General features: G+C 72.9%; 18 protein-coding genes. 8 read left to right on the top strand and 10 right to left on the bottom strand.

All coding sequences use genetic code 11. The features are described from left to right. Positions 1–66 precede the first annotated feature (66 nt). The gene (locus ACFYXV_RS19625; protein ID WP_385470140.1) at positions 67–639 is read left to right on the top strand and encodes a TetR/AcrR family transcriptional regulator; all 573 of its coding nucleotides are present in this window, start codon (positions 67–69) and stop codon (positions 637–639) included. Between the two features lie 65 nt (positions 640–704). Here ACFYXV_RS19625 and ACFYXV_RS19620 read toward each other — a convergent pair whose 3' ends face one another. After that, complete coding sequence (locus ACFYXV_RS19620; protein ID WP_389383593.1) at positions 705–1,820, bottom strand: serine hydrolase domain-containing protein; 1,116 nt, start codon at positions 1,818–1,820, stop codon at positions 705–707. A gap of 235 nt (positions 1,821–2,055) precedes the next feature. Between ACFYXV_RS19620 and ACFYXV_RS19615 the strand changes: the two genes are divergently transcribed. Continuing rightward, the gene (locus ACFYXV_RS19615) at positions 2,056–2,790 is read left to right on the top strand and encodes a helix-turn-helix domain-containing protein (protein WP_383349181.1); all 735 of its coding nucleotides are present in this window, start codon (positions 2,056–2,058) and stop codon (positions 2,788–2,790) included. A gap of 92 nt (positions 2,791–2,882) precedes the next feature. Here the strand turns inward: ACFYXV_RS19615 and ACFYXV_RS19610 are convergent, their stop codons facing one another. From ACFYXV_RS19610 to ACFYXV_RS19585, 6 genes are all read right to left on the bottom strand, one after another. Beyond that, positions 2,883–3,689 carry an alpha/beta fold hydrolase gene (locus ACFYXV_RS19610; RefSeq protein ID WP_389383592.1) on the bottom strand — a complete coding sequence of 269 codons (807 nt, stop codon included), beginning with the start codon at positions 3,687–3,689 and terminating at the stop codon, positions 2,883–2,885. A 28-nt stretch (positions 3,690–3,717) separates the two neighbouring features. Then, a complete protein-coding gene (locus tag ACFYXV_RS19605; RefSeq protein WP_389383591.1) occupies positions 3,718–4,389 on the bottom strand; it encodes a DUF4097 family beta strand repeat-containing protein in 672 nt (223 codons plus the stop codon). A 344-nt stretch (positions 4,390–4,733) separates the two neighbouring features. Further along, positions 4,734–5,546, bottom strand: coding sequence for a thioesterase II family protein (locus ACFYXV_RS19600; protein ID WP_389383590.1), 813 nt, complete (start codon positions 5,544–5,546; stop codon positions 4,734–4,736). Continuing rightward, on the bottom strand, positions 5,546–5,920 hold the full coding sequence (locus ACFYXV_RS19595) for a VOC family protein (RefSeq protein ID WP_385470150.1): 375 nt from the start codon (positions 5,918–5,920) through the stop codon (positions 5,546–5,548). The genes ACFYXV_RS19600 and ACFYXV_RS19595 overlap by 1 nt, the downstream gene beginning before the upstream one ends. 167 nt (positions 5,921–6,087) lie before the next feature. Further along, complete coding sequence (locus tag ACFYXV_RS19590) at positions 6,088–6,564, bottom strand: carboxymuconolactone decarboxylase family protein (protein WP_385474418.1); 477 nt, start codon at positions 6,562–6,564, stop codon at positions 6,088–6,090. Further along, on the bottom strand, positions 6,561–7,280 hold the full coding sequence (locus ACFYXV_RS19585; protein WP_389383589.1) for a class II aldolase/adducin family protein: 720 nt from the start codon (positions 7,278–7,280) through the stop codon (positions 6,561–6,563). The genes ACFYXV_RS19590 and ACFYXV_RS19585 overlap by 4 nt, the downstream gene beginning before the upstream one ends. Positions 7,281–7,430: 150 nt before the next feature. On the opposite strand from ACFYXV_RS19585, the gene ACFYXV_RS19580 reads away from it, so the two are divergent. From ACFYXV_RS19580 to ACFYXV_RS19560, 5 genes are all read left to right on the top strand, one after another. Beyond that, positions 7,431–7,814 carry a MerR family transcriptional regulator gene (locus ACFYXV_RS19580; RefSeq protein WP_383349184.1) on the top strand — a complete coding sequence of 128 codons (384 nt, stop codon included), beginning with the start codon at positions 7,431–7,433 and terminating at the stop codon, positions 7,812–7,814. A gap of 68 nt (positions 7,815–7,882) precedes the next feature. Further along, positions 7,883–8,623: an SAM-dependent methyltransferase gene (locus tag ACFYXV_RS19575; RefSeq protein ID WP_389383588.1), complete on the top strand. Its 741-nt coding sequence runs from the start codon at positions 7,883–7,885 to the stop codon at positions 8,621–8,623. A 108-nt stretch (positions 8,624–8,731) separates the two neighbouring features. Further along, entirely contained in the window at positions 8,732–9,991 is a 1,260-nt protein-coding gene (locus ACFYXV_RS19570; RefSeq protein ID WP_389383587.1) for an FAD-dependent oxidoreductase, read from the top strand. Next, on the top strand, positions 9,988–11,208 hold the full coding sequence (locus ACFYXV_RS19565; RefSeq protein WP_389383586.1) for a cytochrome P450: 1,221 nt from the start codon (positions 9,988–9,990) through the stop codon (positions 11,206–11,208). Before ACFYXV_RS19570 ends, ACFYXV_RS19565 begins: the two co-directional genes overlap by 4 nt. Before the next feature lie 149 nt (positions 11,209–11,357). Next, a complete protein-coding gene (locus ACFYXV_RS19560; RefSeq protein WP_389383585.1) occupies positions 11,358–13,232 on the top strand; it encodes an ABC transporter ATP-binding protein in 1,875 nt (624 codons plus the stop codon). Here ACFYXV_RS19560 and dacB read toward each other — a convergent pair. Together dacB and ACFYXV_RS19550 are read right to left on the bottom strand one after the other, a co-directional pair. Next, positions 13,211–14,869 (bottom strand): D-alanyl-D-alanine carboxypeptidase/D-alanyl-D-alanine-endopeptidase, encoded by a 1,659-nt coding sequence (gene dacB / locus ACFYXV_RS19555; protein ID WP_389383584.1) that lies wholly within the window; start codon positions 14,867–14,869, stop codon positions 13,211–13,213. The two genes, ACFYXV_RS19560 and dacB, sit on opposite strands and share 22 nt — an antisense overlap. A gap of 164 nt (positions 14,870–15,033) precedes the next feature. Then, positions 15,034–16,116, bottom strand: coding sequence for an alpha/beta hydrolase (locus ACFYXV_RS19550; RefSeq protein WP_389383583.1), 1,083 nt, complete (start codon positions 16,114–16,116; stop codon positions 15,034–15,036). Positions 16,117–16,260: 144 nt separating this feature from the next. On the opposite strand from ACFYXV_RS19550, the gene ACFYXV_RS19545 reads away from it, so the two are divergent. After that, positions 16,261–16,728 (top strand): hypothetical protein, encoded by a 468-nt coding sequence (locus ACFYXV_RS19545; protein WP_389383582.1) that lies wholly within the window; start codon positions 16,261–16,263, stop codon positions 16,726–16,728. Between the two features lie 9 nt (positions 16,729–16,737). Here the strand turns inward: ACFYXV_RS19545 and ACFYXV_RS19540 are convergent, their stop codons facing one another. After that, on the bottom strand, positions 16,738–17,130 hold the full coding sequence (locus ACFYXV_RS19540) for a nuclear transport factor 2 family protein (protein ID WP_383349135.1): 393 nt from the start codon (positions 17,128–17,130) through the stop codon (positions 16,738–16,740). Positions 17,131–17,205: the final 75 nt, after the last annotated feature.

Raw genomic sequence — 17,205 nt, 5'->3', positions numbered from 1 at the left:
GCATCCGGCATCCGGCGTCGGTGACGGCGTCGGGCGGCAGGGCAGGACAGGGAAGGCGGAAGAGGGATGAGTGGCGCTCAGGAACGCCCGCTGCGGGCGGACGCGGCCCGCAACCGGGCCAGGTTGCTCGATGTCGCCACGGAGGTGTTCACCACGCGCGGCGTCGGCGTACCGACCGAGGAGATCGCCCGGGCCGCCGGGGTCGGCGTCGGCACGCTCTTCCGGCACTTCCCGACCAAGGAGGCCCTGCTGGAGGCGGTGATGGTGCGGCGGCTGGAGGAGATGGCGGCCCTGACCGCGCGCCTGGCCGACCGGACCGATCCGGCCGGTGCCTTCTTCGCCTGCTTCCGCCTGGTGGTGGAACAGTCGGCGGGCAAGAACGAGTTCGCCCACGCGCTCGCGGCGGCCGGTGTGGACGTGCACGCGGCCCTGCGGGCGCCGACCGAGGAGATCCAGGCCCGGCTGGCCGGACTGCTGTCCGGGGCGCAGCGGGCCGGGGCGGTCCGCCCGGAGCTGCGCCTGCCGGAACTGTTGGCCCTGCTGGTCGGTACGGGCACCATGCTGGAGCAGCTCGGCGAGGACCCGGCAGCCCGGGAGCGCATCTTCGAGGTGGTCTTCGACGGCCTCCGCCCGCACTGACCGGCCCCGGCCCCCGTGATCCGCCGGGGCCAGGCCCGGGGTCAGGCCCGGGGTCAGGCCCGGGGTCAGGCCCGGGGCCGGACGGGGGTGAAGACCTGCTTGACCAGGGCATCCAGGGCCCGGGGGAAGGACTGCGCCGGGTCGGTCGGTGAGTCACCCGTGGTCAGGCCGGCGGTCAGGGTCTTCGCGCCGTCGGGCGTGCTGTACATCAGGGCTCCGTAGCCGCCGGGGGCGCCGCCGTTGTGGTGGTAGACGGTGCCGCCGTGGTCCGGGCCGAGGTCCTGGACGAACAGGCCGAGGCCGTAGCCCAGTTCCCCGTGCGGGGTGCGCATCTCGGCCAGCAGCGGGGCCGGCAGCAGCTTGCCGCCGTTCAGCGCGGAGAAGAAGACGTGGAGGTCCCGGGTCGTCGTCATCGCGTCACCGGCGGCGAACAGCATGGAGGGGTTCTGCCGGGAGACGTCGGCCACCTTCCACTCCCCGGCGTCCTGGTAGCGGTAGTAGCCGTGCGCGTGCGGTTCGGGGAGCTCGGATTCGCCGGCGCCGAGTACGGTGTCGCGCAGTCCGAGGGGCCGCAGGATGCGGTGGCGCACCTCTTCCCCGTACGAGCGGCCGACGGTCCGCTCGACCAGCAGGGCGGCGAGGGTGTAGTTGGTGTTGGAGTAGCCGAAGCCCGCCCCCGGCTCGAAGCGGGCCGGCTTGGACAGCGCCAGCGCCACGAGCTCGCTCGGGTCGTAGGCGTGCAGGCGGTTGTCGAACCACTCCTTGCCCGTGGCGGGTATCCCGGGCACGACCGTGCCGTCCTCGTGGTACTCGCCGGTGTAGCTGAACAACCCGCTGGTGTGCCGGAGCAGCATCCGCGCGGTGATCCGCCGGTCGAGTCCGAGCTCGGGCAGGTGGTCGGCCACGGGGGCGTCCAGCGCGATCCGCTCCTCGGCCACCAGTTGCAGCACCACCGTCGCGGTGAAGGTCTTGGCGACGCTGCCCGCCCAGAAGTGCCCGTCCGCCGGCGGCTTGGCGCTCCCGCCCAGTGCGCGCACTCCGGCGCTGCCGACCCACTCGCCCCGCTCGTCGTGCACCCGCATCTGCACTCCCGCGAAGCCGGCGTCGACGAACGCCTCGATGGCCTTCTGCAGTTCCGGACGTTCCGGGTGTTCCGGTGCGGCGGTGTCGAACTTCTGCATGACGGGCTCCCGTTGCTTGCGACTGTGGTTTCTGACAGAGGAAACGCTACGTAGCGTTCACATAATGCGCAACGTGTTCGTTGCGCATGGATGGCATATATACAGCTCAGGCACTGGACATCGTTGCAACGGTTCCGTTTTCAACGCAACGTCAGATATCGCATTCGTTGCGTTGGATGAGCAGTGAACGCTATGCTGGAGGCACCGAGGAACCGTGGTGGAAAAGGAGGCCGTGATGCCGGGAGGCAGGCTCACCCAGCAGGAACGCCAGCAGATCGCGCTGGGGGTGGCCGACGGGCTCGCCTACGCGGAGATCGCCAGACGTCTCGAACGCCCCACCTCGACGGTCACGCGCGAGGTGATGCGCAACGGCGGCCCCACCGCGTACCGCGCCGACCTGGCCCACCGCGCCACCGAACGCCGCACCCACCGGCGCCGAAAGGCCGCCCCCCAGGGACCGGGGACGTCCGCGCAGGCCCACGGCCGCGACGCCGAGGCGGTGCGCGAGTACGAGGAGGTGTTCGCCACCGTCTTCATGCAATCGGGGCTGCCGAAGATGACGGCCCGGGTCCTGGCCGGCCTCTACACCACCGACGCCGGCAGCCTCACGGCCTCCGAGCTCGCCGCGAGCCTCCAGGTCAGTCCGGCCTCCGTCTCCAAGGCGGTCACGTTCCTCGAAAGCCAGGGCCTCATCCGACGCGAGCGCGACGAACGCCGCCGCGAGCGCTACGTCGTGGACGACGACGTCCTGTACCAGTCGACGATGGCCAGCGCCCGCGCCACCGCCCACCTCGGCGACATCGCCCGGCAGGGCGTCACCGTCCTGGGCCCCGACTCCCCGGCCGCCGCCCGCCTGGAGAACATCGCCCGCTTCGTCGACTTCATCTCCGAGAGCATCACGCGCGCCGCGGACCATGCCCGCGAGATCCTGCACACGAAGCCCGAACCGCCCTCGGACGACAAGGCCTGAGCGCGGGGCCGACGCGGTCGGGCACCTGCGCGAAGGCTTCAGCGGATTCATCGGGTACAGCGGGGTCAGCGGCTCCCTCGGGGTCAGCGGGGTCAGCGGCTCCCGCGTTCGAGGGCGGCGACCTCGCGCACGGAGTCCGCGATGGCCCGGAAGTCCTTCTTCAGGATCGCTCCGTGGTTGCTGTCGACCTTCGCGCCGAGCCGGATGTTCGGGTTGCGCTCGAAGACCGGGGCGAGCCCGGCGCGGATCTTCTCCTGCTCCTCGCCCTTGCTCCCGAAGGAGGTTCCCGAGGCGAGCACGTACCGCACCGGGACGGTGATGCCGTCCAGGACGGGGCCCAGTTCGCGCTCGCGGGAGAGCCTGCCGAGCTCGATGTTGCTGTCCGCCTGTTCCTCCGCGGTCATCCGCGGGGTCAGGCCGGTCGGGCGCAGCAGCGGGGCGAACCAGCCGATCCGCCGGAAGAGCTTCCGGATCCGCTGCTCCATGGCCTCGTCGAGCCAGTCGTACGGGGCCGCGCCGTCGACCAGGACCGCGCCGAGGGCCCGGCCCGGATTCCGGCCGGCCCAGTGCGCGGCGACGACCGCCCCGTAGGACCAGCCCACCACCAGCGCCCGGTCCACGCCCCTGGCCGCGAGGACGGCGTCGACGTCGCGGACCGCGGCCTCGAAGGAGTAGTCGGCGGAGCGACCGGACTTCTTGCCGCGGGCGCGCTCGTCGTACGTGATGTGCCGCCAGTCCGGGCCCAGTTCGGTGATGACCCGCCGCCAGTAACCCTGGGTGGCGAACTGGCCGTTGAGGTAGAGCACGGGGATGCCGGGACCGCCGGTGTCGGTGACGGCGAGGGCGGTGTCGTCGACCGACACCATGCCGGCCCATGCCGGAGTGCTGTTCTTCGCCATGACGGGTGCTCCTTCGAGGGGTGTCGGGTCAGAGGGTGCGGGCGGTGATGTCGCCGTAGGCCGTGGTGGCCCGGATGTTCAGGGCGGCGGTGGCGGCGTCCGCGTTGCCGAGCGCGTTGTGGATCCGGCCGTACGCGGTGCCGGCGTCCAGGGCGGCGGACACGCCGCGGGCGGCGCCGACCTCGATGTCGCCCGACTGGGTGACCAGTACGACCGCGCCGCGCACGGCCTCGTTGATGCGCAGGTCGCCCTTCTGGGTGCTGATGTCGGCCGGGCCGACCAGGCGGCCGATGGCCACGTCGCCGGCCTGGAGGACGATGCGGGCACCGGCGGCCTCGTCGATCTTGACGAGGCCCTGTGCGCCCTCGAAGGCGATCTCGCCGAGCCGCCCGACCCCGCGGAACTCGACCGCGGCCGTCTTCGCCTCGACCCGGGAACCGGCGGGGAGTCGGACGGTCACCTCGACCGACCCGGAGGGGCCGAACATCCGGTGCTCGGCGGCCGGGGTCCCGATCCGCAGGACGCCGTCGGCGTACGAGACCTCGACCTCCTCGGCGGCCTTCACGTCGCGGCTCTTCGAAGCGTTCGCGGGCCGGACCTCGACCACCGTGTCGGTGCGGTCGGCGGCGATGAGCTGGATGCGTCCCGCGGCGACGTCCAGGACGGCGGCGATCGGGGCGGCGGTTTCGAACTTCTGCATGACGGGCTCCCGTTGCGTGCGATTGCTGTTTCCGATGAAGGAAAAGCTACGTAGCGTTCACGAATCCCGCAACGAGTTCGTTGCGTCGCATTGACATCAATGCAGCTCAGAGCCGCAATATCGTTGCAACGGCTATGCATTTAACGCAACGTCAGTCATGCATTCGTTGCATTGGATGGTGAGTGAACGCTATGCGCGGGGCCCCGGGCCGAGCCGCAGCGGCTGCCGCGCGCGGCGCGACGCCTCGCCCGCGCACAGCCGCCGCGAGGCGGGACTGCGCGCGGGCGAACGCGGACGGACGCGGGCGTACGCGGGCGAACGCGGGCGGACCCGGTCCGCTTCGGCTACGGAGCCGGCCTGCCGGCCGGGGCGCCCAGGGCCCCGGCCACCAGGGCCGTCAGCTGCTCCTCGCGCCCCTGCAGGTAGAAGTGGCCCCCGGGGAACACTCGCGTGGTGAACTCCGCCGTGGTCAACTCGCCCCAGCCCGCCAGCGCCTCGGGCGGGCAGCCGGCGTCCCCGTCTCCGCCGAACGCGGTGACCGGGACGTCCGTGCGTGCGCGCTCGCGGACCCCTCGGTAGTCGGTCAGCAGGCGGAAGTCGGCGCGCAGCGAGGGCAGCAGCAGCTCCCGCAGCTCGGGTATGTCGTACACCTCGGGCTGGGCGCCGCCCTGCCGGCGGCTGTAGGCGATCAGCGACTCGTCGTCCAGCGCGGGCAGGTCCTCGTGGTCGCGGTGCGGGGCCGAGGCCCCCGAGACGAACAGGTGCACGGGGGCGGCGTGCGGAGCCTGCCGGCCGAGCCGCACGGTGGTCTCGTACGCGACGAGCGCGCCCATGCTGTGTCCGAAGACGACGGTGGGCAGTACGGGCAGTTCGGCGAGGGCCGCGGCGGCGGCGCCGGCGCTCTCCTCCATCGTCTCGCTGCACGGCTCGGCCAGCCGGTCCTGGCGGCCGGGGTACTGGACGGCGAGCAGTTCGACCGCCGCCGGGAGGTGCCGGGCCCAGCCCTGGTAGGCGGTCGCTGCGCCCCCCGCGTGCGGCAGGCAGACGATGCGGGCGCGGGCGGGCTGCGGGGACGGCGCCCCGGGGACGGTGAGGCGCTTGAGCCACCGCGATCCCCCGGTGGCGGCGCCGCCCGCCACAGGATCGGCGTGCCCCATCAACCGAGCTCCCCGCGCTCCACGCAGAACTCGTTGCCCTCGGGATCGGCGAGGACGACCCAGCCGCCGCCGTCGGGGCGGGTATGGTCGGCGACCAGTCGGGCGCCGAGGGCCTGCACGCGGGCCACTTCCTCCTCGCGGGTGCGGCCGTGCGGCTTCAGGTCGAGGTGGATGCGGTTCTTGGCCTCCTTGCCCTCGGGGACCCGTACGAACAGGAGGGTGGGACCGCCCTGCGGGTCCTCGATGACCGCTTCCGGGTCGCCCGGCTTGTCGTCGTCGGCCAGGGGGCGGCCCAGCAGGCCGCTCCAGAACAGGCCCAGGTCGTACGGGTCGCCGGTGCAGTCGAAGGTGATCGTGCGGATGCTCGGGTACATCGTGCTCTCCGTGGCGCTCGGGGTGGATCGGGCGTCCGGCCCAGCACCGGACGCCTCCTGGAACCCCCTAGGATGCCCCGGCCGGAAACCCGGCCCGGGCGTGGGGGGGCCGGTTGCCCCGCGCCGGGCGGGGGCTCTCTCCCCTTGCCTGCCACGGGAGTTGGGCCTCAGAGCCGCTTGCCTGACTGAGCTTCGGCTTCCGCTTCCACGTGTGCTTCCCCGTGTGCGTCCGCTTCTGCTTCTGCTTCCGCTTCTGCTTCGACGAGTCCGGCGATCGTCTCGATGCCGAGGGCGTACGCCGGGACCCCCGCGGTGATGAGCGCGGTCTCGGCGACCCCGATGAGGTCGGCGACGCCGGCGCCCGCGTGCAGCGCTCCCCGGGCGTGGATCCGTGCCGGATCGGCCCGGCCGAGGGCCAGGAGCTGCCCGAAGTGGACGAGTTGCTGCACGCGCGCCCCGAGCGCGTTGTCCGTCAGCACGATGTGCCGCAGCTCGGCGAGCGCCTCCTCCGTGTGGAGCCGGCCGTGGGCCAGGGCCAGGCCCAGGCGGGCCTCCACTCCGGCCGGGACGGCGCCGAGCGTGGTGCGGTGCCGGTCGCGTACGGCCTCGGCGCGACGGGCGAGGTCCTCGTCCGTCCCCGTCACGACGCCACCCGCGCGATCGACGCCCGTACGCTCTCCAGCGCGCCCGCGGGGAAGTCCACGGCCCCGCCGATCGCGGCGGCGGAGAGCTCCGCCTCGGCGCTCTCCTCGATGGCCACCACGAGGTGGGCGGTGTCCGCCGGGTCGGGGCCGAACACCAGCAGGCCGTGGTTGGCCAGCAGGACCGCGGCGGTCGTCGGGCTCTGCGTCAGGGCGTCGACGACGCCCCGTACGGATACGTCCGACCCGCGCGGCCCCCACGGCACCACCGGCACGTCCTCGGCCTGGCCGAAGCGCAGCATGGGCTCGGTGCGGCAGGGCAGCGGCCGGTGGGCCACGGCGAAGGCCGTCGCCGAGGGCGAGTGGGTGTGGATGACCGAGCCGGCCTGCGGGCGGGCACGGTAGACGGCGCTGTGCATGGCGATGATCTCCGTGCTGACGGAGCGCAGTTCCCCTTCGAGGACCTGCCCGTCGAGGCTCACGGTCGCCAGGTCCTCGGGCCGCAGATCGCGGACGAAGCCCGGGGTCAGCATGAAGCGCTCTGCATCGAGCCGGACGCTGAGGTTGGCGTGGCCGGAGTGCGACATCACCCCGGCCTCGAAGAGCCGCCGGGAGGCCTCCACCAGCTGGTGTGCCTCGTCCCGGACCGGGCGTACGTCCGTGGTGGCGGCCGTGGTCGCAGTCGTGGTCGTCGTCGTGGTCGTCGTGGTCGTGGTCATGTCCTCGTCTCCCCATGCCGTGGCCGGCGGCCCCGGATGGGCGGCCGTCCCGTACGCGGCCCACTCTTCAACTTGAACTAAGGTTCAAGTCAAACGTCGGCGCACAGAGGGCCGGCGACCAGGGCGGAAGGGGCGGGGGCGGACGTGCTCATGACCATCGGGCAACTCGCGGAGGCCTCCGGGGTGCCCGCTTCGGCCATCCGGTACTGGGAGCGCCACGGGCTGCTCCCCCAGCCCGAGCGGCAGAGCGGGCAGCGGCGCTATCCGGCGGGCGCCGTGGAGCGGATCGTGCTGCTGCGCAAGTGCCAGCAGGCGGGCCTGACCCTGGCCGAGATCCGCGAGCTGCAACAGGACCGGCCGCGCCGGCAGGCGATGATCCGTACGAAGGTCGCCGAGATCGAGCAGCGCCTGGTCGACCTCGACCACGCCCACCAGCTGCTGACCCACGCCCTGCAGTGCAGCAGGACCGACATCGTCGGCTGCCCGAACTTCCGGGAGCAGATGGCCGCGTGGCGTGCGCCCTCCTCCCCCTGACGGTTCTGGCCGAAGGCTCCTTGAAATCGAAGTGCGCTCGGCGGGTTCCGCTGAGAGGCTGCCCCCCAATGAACCGTGAACAGATTTCCGAAATCGCCCACAGCAACCACCCGATCAAGGCCCCGCTCGACGACGAGTCCGTACGCCGGCTGCTGGACCGCGCGCTCCCGCGCGGCGACGAGCGCGTCCTCGACCTCGGGTGCGGCAGCGGAGAGTGGCTGCTGAGGGCGCTGGCCGCCAAGCCGCTCGTACGCGCCGAGGGCGTGGACATCTCCCCCGAGGGCCTGGCGCTGGCCGGGAAGGCGGCGCGCGAGCGCGGCCTCGAGAAGCGCCTGACCCTGCACCGGACGGAGGCCGAGGCGTTCACCTCCGCGCACCCGTTCGACCTGGTCCTCAGCGTCGGGTCCACGCACGCCTTCGGCGGGCTGCTCCCCACCCTGGCGGCGGCCCGCGAGCACCTGGCCCCCGGCGGCCGCGTCGTCATCGGCGACGGGTTCTGGGAGCGCACGCCCTCCCGGGAAGCCGTCGACATGCTCGGCGAGTTCGCCGACCTCGCGACCACCGTGGACCGGATCGCCGCCGACGGCTGGACCCCCGTCGAGGGGCACGTCAGCTCGCGGGCCGAGCTGGACGCGTACGAGTGGTCCAACTGGGGGTCGCTGGCCTCGTGGGCGCTGGACCACCCCGACGATCCGGACAGTTCCCACGTGCTCGACACGGCGGGCACGCGCCGCTCCGAATGGCTGCGCACGTACCGGGAGAGCTGGGGTTTCGTCACCCTGGTCCTGCGCCGGACGCCCGGCCGGTAGTACCGGCTTCTCCCGCGCGGCGCGTCTTCGCCGTTGACGTCCGCGACGCCGCGGGTGCGGTATACGTCCTGAGGGGCTTATCCGATGCCGGCGAAGGGAGTGGTTGCCGTGGAGCGTACGGCCTGCTGTGTGGTGGGAGGCGGGCCCGCCGGAATGGTGCTGGCCCTGCTGCTGGCCCGGGCGGGGGTGGAGGTCACCGTGTTGGAGAAACACGGTGACTTCCTGCGCGATTTCCGCGGCGACACCGTGCACCCGTCGACCCTGTCGCTGCTGGACGACATCGGCCTCGCCGAGCGGTTCGCCCAGCTGCCTCAGCGGCGGGTGACCTCGGTGCAGCTGCCCATCGGGCCCGACCGTTCGCTCATCACGGTCGGGAACATCGCGGCGCTGCACGGCAAGTACAACTACATCGCGATGGTGCCGCAGTGGGACCTGCTCGACCTGCTCGCCGACGAGGCGCGCAAGGAGCCGGCCTTCCGGCTGCACATGAACACCGAGGCCACCTCCTTCCTGATGGAACGCGGCCGGGTCGCGGGCGTGAAGTACCGCACCGCGGACGGAACCACCGGTGAGCTCAGGGCCACGCTGACCGTGGCCTGCGACGGCCGCGGCTCCTTCGCCCGGGTACTGCCCGAGCTGGGGCTGGAGAGCTTCCCGTGCCCGATGGACGCCTGGTGGTTCCGGCTGCCGCGCCACGAGAGCGACCCGAGCGGGCTCGTGGGAGGTCTGGGCGAGCGGTTCTTCAGCGCGCTCATCGACCGGGGGGACTACTGGCAGTGCGCGGGGCTCATCCCCAAGGGGACCGACGCCGAGCGCCGCGCGGAGGGCCTGGACCGGTTCATGGCCCAGTTCACGGACGCCGTCCCGTGGCTGGCCGACCGGGCGCACTCCGTCGCCTCCTGGGACGAGGTCAAGCTCCTCGACGTCCGGCTGGACCGGCTGCGCCGCTGGCACCGGCCGGGTCTGCTGTGCATCGGCGACGCCGCGCACGCGATGTCGCCGGTCTTCGGCATCGGCATCAACCTGGCCGTGCAGGACGCGGTGGCCGCCGCCCGCCACCTGGTGCGCCCGCTTCGCGAGGGGACGGTGGGGCTGCACGACGTACGCCGCATCCAGCTCCGCCGCATGCCCACGACAGTGGCCACCCAGGGCATGCAACGCCTGGCACACGCCCAGGTCATCGGGCCGCTGATGGCCGGCGAGGCCCCGTTCGGCCATCCCCGGCGGACGAAGCGGCTGACCGAGCTCGTCACCGACTCGCGGTGGCTGAACCGGGTCCCGGCCTACTTCATCGGGTACGGGGCGCTGCGCGAGCGGCCGCCCGCGGAATCGCTGCGCGGCGGCTCCGCGGTGCGGGAGGTGTCATGAGCGAGGGGCAGACCCTTCTCCCGTACGACGACCCGGCCTTCCTCGCGGACCCGTTCCCGCTGTACCGGCAGCTGCGCGAGGACGGTCCGGTGCGCCGGGTCGTCATCGCGGGGGCCCTGGAGGCCTGGCTGGTCACCCGCTACGAGGACGGGCTCGCGGCCCTGTCGGACGCCCGCCTCAGCAGCGACGTACGGGACGCCGCGGACACCCGGCTCCTGGAGCAGCTGCCCGGCACGGAACGCGAGTCGATGCTCGGCAACATGCTGCGCAGCGATCCGCCCGACCACACGCGGCTGCGCCGGCTGGTCTCCAAGGCGTTCACCGCCCGCCGGGTGGCCGAGATGCGGCCGCGCGTCCAGGCGGTCACGGACCGGCTGCTGGACGCGGTCGTTGCGGCGGGGAGCGCCGACCTCGTCGCGGACTTCGCGCTGCCCCTGCCCGTGACGGTGATCAGCGAGCTGCTCGGCGTACCGGTGGACGAGCGGCACGAGTTCCAGCGCTGGACCGACCGCATGCTCATGCGGGGTGCGCAGCCGCCGGACCCCGCCGTGGTGAACGAGGCCTGGCGGCACATGCGCGCGTACGTCACCGGGCTCATCGGCGCCAAGCGGGAGGAGCCCGGCGAGGACCTGCTCAGCGCCCTGATCACCGCCCGGGACGAGGAACAGCGGCTCTCGGAGGACGAGCTCGTCGCAATGGTGTTCCTGCTGCTGGCCGCCGGCTACGTCACCACCGTCAACCTGATCTCCGGCGGCATCGCCATGCTGCTCGCCCACCCCGACCAGCTGGACCTGCTGCGCTCCGACCCCGCCCTGCTGCCGGGCGCGATCGAGGAGTTCCTGCGCTACGACGGCCCGGTCAGCCCCGGCATCGCCCGCTTCGCGCGGGAGGACGTGGAGATCGCGGGCGTGCGCGTCCCGCGCGGTGCGACCGTGCTGATCGGCTCGGCCGTCGCCGACCGCGACCCGGGCCGGTTCCCGGACCCCGACCGCCTGGACATCACCCGGGCGGACAACGCCCACCTGGCGTTCGGGCACGGCATCCACTACTGCCTGGGGGCTCCGCTGGCCCGCCTGGAGGGGCAGATCGCCATCGGCACCGCCCTGCGGCGCCTGCCCGGCCTCGCCCTCGCGGTCCCGCCGGCGGAGATCCCCTGGCGCCCCGGCGGCCTGCGCGGGCCGCTGGCCCTGCCGGTGACGTTCACGCCGGGAGGCTAGGCCGACGGTTGCCACCGACAGCTGTCACCGACGGTTGCCACCGGCGGTTGCCACCGTTGGTCGTCACCCACACGGAAAACGCTTGGACGGCACGAAGGGCGTCGCGGGAGACTGCGGGTTCCGTAACCGAGCGACTACGTAGGGTGGCCATGAAAGCGTCCGCATCACGAGGGGGTCCGCCAGGCAAGGGGCCGGTGGTCCTCGCACTCCGCTACTACGGACGGGAGTTGGCACGGATGCGGTGGCTGACCGCGCCCGCCATGCTGCTGCCCGCCATCGGCAACATCGGCATCAGCTACATCGCCCCGCTGGTCGTCGCCAAGCTGGTCGGCCGCATCGCCGACGACACGGCCGGAGCGGGCACGGGTACGGGCCTCGGCGTCACGCTCCCGTACGTCCTGGGGTTCGGCGCCGTCCTGCTGCTCTCCGAGGGCGCCTGGCGCCTCGGCCTGCACTGTCTGAACCGGGTCGACGCCCTCGGCATCGAGCGGCTGTACGTCACCGGCATGGACGAACTGTTCGCGAAGGACGCCGCGTTCTTCCACGACAACTTCGCCGGGTCGCTGACCAAGCGGGTGCTGAGCTTCGCCTCCCGGTTCGAGGAGTTCGTCGACGCGCTGACCTTCTCGGTCGTGGGACGGTTCGTACCGCTGCTGTTCGGGTCGGTGGTGCTGTGGCGCTACGAACCGCTGCTCGTCGTGGCGCTCCTGGCCATGATCGCGGTGACCGGGGGCTGCGTGTTCCCGCTCGTACGGCGCCGCCAGGCGCTCGTCGACCGGCGCGAGGAGGCGATCGCGCGGGTGTCGGGGCACGTCTCCGACAGCCTGATGAACATGGACACGGTCCGCGCGTTCGCCGCGGAGGAGCGCGAGGCGGCCGAGCACCGGTCCCGGGTCGCCCAGTCGCGCGCGCTCACGCTGCGGTCCTGGGACTACGGCAACCTGCGCATCGACACGGTCGTCGCGCCGATGTCGGTGGTGACCAACGCGCTGGGGCTGCTGATCGCCGTCACGGTCGCCGGGCGCGGCGGCGGGGGCGGGCACGGGGTGGAGGCGGTCGTGGTGGCGTTCACGTACTTCTCCAACGCCACCCGGATCATGTTCGAGTTCAACCAGATCTACCGCCGGCTGGAGAGCTCGATGACGGAGGCGGCGCAGTTCACGCAGCTGCTGCTGACTCCGCCGACCGTACGCGACCCGCAGTCCCCGGAGCCGGCGCCCGAGCCCGCCCGGGCCGGCGAGGTCCGCTTCGAGAAGGTGGACTTCGCCCACGCGGGCGCGGAGCCCCTCTTCGAGGGGCTGGACCTGGACGTGCCCGGCGGGGCGAAGATCGGGCTCGTGGGCCGGTCCGGCGGCGGCAAGACCACGCTCACCCGGCTGCTGCTGCGGATGACGGACATCGACGGGGGCCGGATCATGATCGGCGGCCGGGACATCACCAGGCTGCGCCAGCGCGATCTGCGCGGCCTGATGGCGTACGTGCCGCAGGACCCGGCGATGTTCCACCGCACCCTGCGGGAGAACATCGCGTTCGCCCGGCCCGGTGCGAGCGAGGCGGAGATCCGGCGCGCGGCGGAGGCGGCGCACGTCACGGAGTTCGCCGACGCGCTGCCCGACGGCCTCGACACGATGGTCGGCGAGCGCGGGGTCAAGCTCTCCGGCGGGCAGCGCCAGCGGGTGGCGCTGGCCCGGGCGATCCTGCGCGACGCGCCGATCCTGCTGCTGGACGAGGCGACCAGCGCCCTGGACTCCGAGAGCGAGATCCTCGTACAGGAGGCGCTGTGGCGGCTCATGGAGGGGCGGACGGCCCTCGTGGTCGCGCACCGGCTGAGCACGGTGGCCCACATGGACCGCCTCGTCGTGCTCGACCGGGGCCGCATCGTCGAACAGGGCACGCACCACGAGCTGCTGGCCTGCGGGGGCACGTACGCGAAGCTGTGGCAGCACCAGTCGGGCGGCTTCCTCGACGAGGCCCCCGCACCGGCCTCACCCCCCTCACCGCGTCAGGGGGATTCCTGGAGGTAGGCGGCGATGAGGGCGAGGTCGTTGGAGACGGAGAGGATGTCGTCGAGGTCGGCGGTCGGGGTGGCGGCGCCGGTGACGCCCGCGTAGAAGGGGTCGAAGCGGCCGCCGCCCTTGTCGAGGTAACCGGCGATGGTGATGCCGCCGACGGCGAAGCGGTCGTTGAGGGTGTCCCCGCCGACGGCCGCGCCCGTCTTCGCGAACACCTTCCCGCGCGCCGGGCAGCTGCGGCAGTTGTCGGCCAGCAGGCCGTCGACGCCGAGGACGGGCAGGGCCTCCCGGAAGAGGCGCGCGTCCGGGGTGCGCTGCCAGTACGCCAGCATCTGCACGAGCGCCTGCGGCGTGGCCCGGTCGTTGGGGTTGCCGCCCCGGCCGTCCATGAGCTCCACCTGCCTGCGGTCGACGCCGGCCCGGTCCAGGAAGGCGGCGAGCACCGGGAACCCGTCCTCGCACTGAGTGCTGCCGGCGGAGACGGCCATCAGGCAGACGCCGAGGTTGGCGCCGAGGTTGTGGCTGACCTTGAGGATGAGTTTGGCGTACTGCTCGTACGGGGGCGAGGTGTACGCGGCCACGCGCGGCCGGCCGTCGTAGTCGCGCGGCAGCCGGCCCGCCGGGTTGGGGCCGGCCGGATCCGCGGTGACCCGTACGCCGGCCCGGGCGAGGGCCTCGATGAGCGCGCTGCGGCCGAACGCGGCCGGATCCGTGACGGGCGCGGTGCGCAGCAGCGGCCGGGCGTCCGCGGCGATGGTGCCGGAGAGCCGGATCCGGGCGCCGCCGTCGGCGGTGGTCACGGTGATGTTCGTGGGCTTTCCGGCGGCGACGGTCTTGACCGTGGAGGTGACGGCGTACGGGGCGACCTTCGGCCGCCAGTCCAGGCGGGCGTCGGCGCCCGCGCGGTCCCCGGGCATGGTGAGGAGGTCGATGAGGTTGTCGTTGACGATCAGCGGGGTCGGGGTGGGGTCGAGGACCGGGTCGGGGGCGAAGAGGCGGCTGTCGACGATGACGTCGCCGTCGACGCGGGTGATGCCGGAGTCGCGGACCTGGCGGGCGAGCTGGTCGATGCCTGCGAGGGGGTTCTCGGGGGTGAGGGTCGCGCCGGGGAAGTCGTTGGCGTAGGTGTGGTCGAGGTCGGTGTACGCGACGGTGCCGTCGGGGCGGGTGCGGCCGCCGAGGGTGAGGTCGCCCTGGGCGACGAGGTCGAGGTCGCCGGTGAGCGTGGAGCCGGTGGCGCCGGTGCGCTGTCCCACGGCGTAGACGGGGGTGACGAAGCGGTGGTCGGTGCCCAGGGTGCGCCAGGTGCCGGAGACGGGGAAGAGCTTCGCGGTGGAGCCGGGGATGAAGAACTGCCCGGGGAAGAGGCTGTGCAGCACGCGTCCGTCGGCGGGTTCGGTCTGCAGGAGCCCCCACTGGGCATGCCGGTACTCGGGCTTGCCCATGATCTCGGTGATGCGCGGGTCGAGCGCGGCCTGGGCGGGCGAGGGGGTCGGCACCGGGGACGGTGCCGGCGTCGGCGTCGGTGCCGGTGCCGGTGCCGGTGCCGCGCGGGCGCCCGTACCGGAGACGAGTCCGAGGAGCAGGAGGGCCGCGCAGGCGGCGGCCATCCGGCGGCGCGGCGCCGCGGCGCGTATCGGATGTCCCACAGCGCGCTCCGTTCGTCGCGGCTGCCATCTCCCGAGGCCTGCGAACAGCGTGTCACGCCCGCAACGGCCCCGCACGTCACCCGTGGGTCGTCGGCTCGCGGTGGCGTCTCATGGCCCTCGTGACTCTCATGACCAGCACGTTCATGCCGCTGACACGCGCCCGGTCACGCACTGCCGGGCAGGCGCGGAAACGTGCTCTCTCCCTGCCTCCGGGGCGCCGGGGCGGTCGGACGGTGGTCGGTGAGGAGGCGGTGGAGCCAGCGGGTGCGGGTTTCGCGGGCGGCCCGGGTGAGGGCGGCCTCGGGGGCCAGGCCGTCGAAGCCGTGGTACGCGCCGGGCCAGACGTGGAGTTCGGCTTCGCCGCCGGCCTGCCAGAGGGCGTTCGCGTACGCCACGTCCTCGTCGCGGTAGATCTCGGCCGAGCCGACCTCGATGAAGGCCGGCGGGAGTCCGGAGAGGTCCGTGGCGCGGGCGGGGGCCGCGTAGGGCGGCAGGTCCGCGGCGCCGTGGCGGTCGCCCAGCAGGGCCTTCCAGGCGGTGGTGTTGGAGCTGAGGTCCCAGACGCCGAGGCCGGCCATCTGGTAGCTGGAGAACGTGGTGCCGCGGTCGTCGAGCATGGGGCAGAGCAGCAGTTGGCCCAGGGGTACGGGGCCGCCGCGGTCGCGGGTGAGGAGGGCGAGGGCCGCGGCGAGGCCGCCGCCGGCGCTCTTGCCGCCGATGACGATGCGGTCGGGGTCGATGCCGAGCTCGGCAGCGTGTCCGGCCGCCCAGAGGAGGCCGGCGTAGCAGTCCTCCAGGGGCTCGGGGTAGCGCGCCCGCGGTGCGAGCCGGTACTCGACGGAGAGGACGGCCAGCTCCAGGGGGAGGGCCCATTCGCGCAGGATGCGCGGGAGCACGGACCAGGCGTTGCCCATGACCATGCCGCCGCCGTGCATGTAGTACAGGAGGGGCAGGGGCCGCCCCGCGAGCCCGGAGGGGCGGGCGCTGACGAGCGTGACGTCGGGGGCGTCCAGGGGCCCCGGGACGCGGAGCTCCGCGACCTCGAAACGGCCGCCGGCGCGGAGGTCCCCGGCCGTCGGGCGGGGGCGGGAGGCGGCGTCCCGCTCCTGCCGGGCCGCGAGGTTCTCCGGGGTGATCGGCGCCCGCGACTGCTCGTCCAAGGCATCGAGGGCGACGGCCAGTTCGGGGTCGAAGGGCGGTACGGGCATCCCCGTCGGCGGCTGGTTTCCTCGTCCGGTGCGACCCATGCGCGTATCCCATCACGCCGTCAGGCGATTGCCGTCGCCCGGCACATGACAGCTGTCATACGGCACGGGTGACCCGGGGCTCTGCCCCGAGGTCCCACGCCCCGGCCAGACTGTGATCATCACACCGACCACGGGGGAAGCGGCATGACCATCCTGAAGAAGAAGACCGAGGACGCACCGGCCGAGGCGATCGGCGCCGGCGTCGGCGCCATGGCACCGGCCGACTACCGGCTGCCGCTCTGGTTCTTCGGCTTCGAGGGCGTGCTCGCGGCGGCCTTCGACATCCTGAAGGCCTTCCCTTCGGCCTGGCCCGTGCTGCTGGTCCTGCTGGCCGTGAACATCACCGTCTCGCTGACGATGATGCGCAGCCGGATCCGGCTGGCGAAGGCGCTGTGGCGCGGCAAGGACACCCGCAAGGTCGCCTTCGCGCTCATCGCCCTCCGGGTCGGCAGCCACTTCGCCCTGAACGCCGTGGGCCTGGCCGTGACCTCGACCCTGGGCCACGTGTTCTTCGCGGTCGTCATGAGCGCGATGACGATCGGCATGCTCGCCTACTCGCAGGAGACCGCCATCCGCGCCCTGACCCGCTCGGCCGCGGGGGCCGGGGCCTGACGACACCCGCTAGCGCGCGCTGCCGATGTTGCGGTCGGCGGCGGAGCCCTCCAGCATCAGGGTGGTCTCCTCGATGCGCTCGAAACGGCCGTCGGGGGCGAGGTCCGCGAACACGTAGACCTCCATGCGCACGGTCGAACCGTCCTTCTTGGTGATGTGGGCGGTGTGCCGGTCGGCGTACTTGCTGCCGTCGTACAGCTCCTCGTGCACCACGACGTGGCCGTCGGCCACCACGCCGCGCACGTGGGTGATGTGCTCGATGAACCCGGCGCGGTCGGCCCACTCCCCGTCCGTACGCTGGCGGTACTCCGGGGTGAAGTGGCGGTCCGCGGCTTCCTCGACGGTGATGTCGCGGTTGAAGATCAGGTCGTTGAGGGCGGCTTCGATACCGGTGCGGTTCATGGGGCGTCCTTACGGTGCGGTGGAATGGAGAAGGAGAAGTGCGTGCGCTTCGCACGCTTCTCCTTGACTGTAACA

It is taken from the genome of Streptomyces sp. NPDC002181, assembly GCF_042890485.1.
GTDB lineage: Bacteria > Actinomycetota > Actinomycetes > Streptomycetales > Streptomycetaceae > Streptomyces.
This window is presented reverse-complemented; position numbering and strand designations above follow the sequence as displayed.

Bases quoted from the DNA above. Each gene is read 5' to 3' on its own strand.
- ACFYXV_RS19615 (WP_383349181.1), top strand. From the start codon at position 2,056: ATGCCGGGAGGCAGGCTCACCCAGCAGGAACGCCAGCAGATCGCGCTG.
- ACFYXV_RS19595 (WP_385470150.1), bottom strand. From the start codon at position 5,920: ATGTACCCGAGCATCCGCACGATCACCTTCGACTGCACCGGCGACCCG.
- ACFYXV_RS19550 (WP_389383583.1), bottom strand. From the start codon at position 16,116: ATGGGTCGCACCGGACGAGGAAACCAGCCGCCGACGGGGATGCCCGTA.
- ACFYXV_RS19625 (WP_385470140.1), top strand. From the start codon at position 67: ATGAGTGGCGCTCAGGAACGCCCGCTGCGGGCGGACGCGGCCCGCAAC.
- ACFYXV_RS19545 (WP_389383582.1), top strand. From the start codon at position 16,261: ATGACCATCCTGAAGAAGAAGACCGAGGACGCACCGGCCGAGGCGATC.
- ACFYXV_RS19575 (WP_389383588.1), top strand. From the start codon at position 7,883: ATGAACCGTGAACAGATTTCCGAAATCGCCCACAGCAACCACCCGATC.
- ACFYXV_RS19585 (WP_389383589.1), bottom strand. From the start codon at position 7,280: ATGACCACGACCACGACGACCACGACGACGACCACGACTGCGACCACG.
- ACFYXV_RS19605 (WP_389383591.1), bottom strand. From the start codon at position 4,389: ATGCAGAAGTTCGAAACCGCCGCCCCGATCGCCGCCGTCCTGGACGTC.
- ACFYXV_RS19540 (WP_383349135.1), bottom strand. From the start codon at position 17,130: ATGAACCGCACCGGTATCGAAGCCGCCCTCAACGACCTGATCTTCAAC.
- ACFYXV_RS19580 (WP_383349184.1), top strand. From the start codon at position 7,431: ATGACCATCGGGCAACTCGCGGAGGCCTCCGGGGTGCCCGCTTCGGCC.
- ACFYXV_RS19610 (WP_389383592.1), bottom strand. From the start codon at position 3,689: ATGGCGAAGAACAGCACTCCGGCATGGGCCGGCATGGTGTCGGTCGAC.
- ACFYXV_RS19560 (WP_389383585.1), top strand. From the start codon at position 11,358: ATGAAAGCGTCCGCATCACGAGGGGGTCCGCCAGGCAAGGGGCCGGTG.
- ACFYXV_RS19600 (WP_389383590.1), bottom strand. From the start codon at position 5,546: ATGGGGCACGCCGATCCTGTGGCGGGCGGCGCCGCCACCGGGGGATCG.
- ACFYXV_RS19565 (WP_389383586.1), top strand. From the start codon at position 9,988: ATGAGCGAGGGGCAGACCCTTCTCCCGTACGACGACCCGGCCTTCCTC.
- ACFYXV_RS19620 (WP_389383593.1), bottom strand. From the start codon at position 1,820: ATGCAGAAGTTCGACACCGCCGCACCGGAACACCCGGAACGTCCGGAA.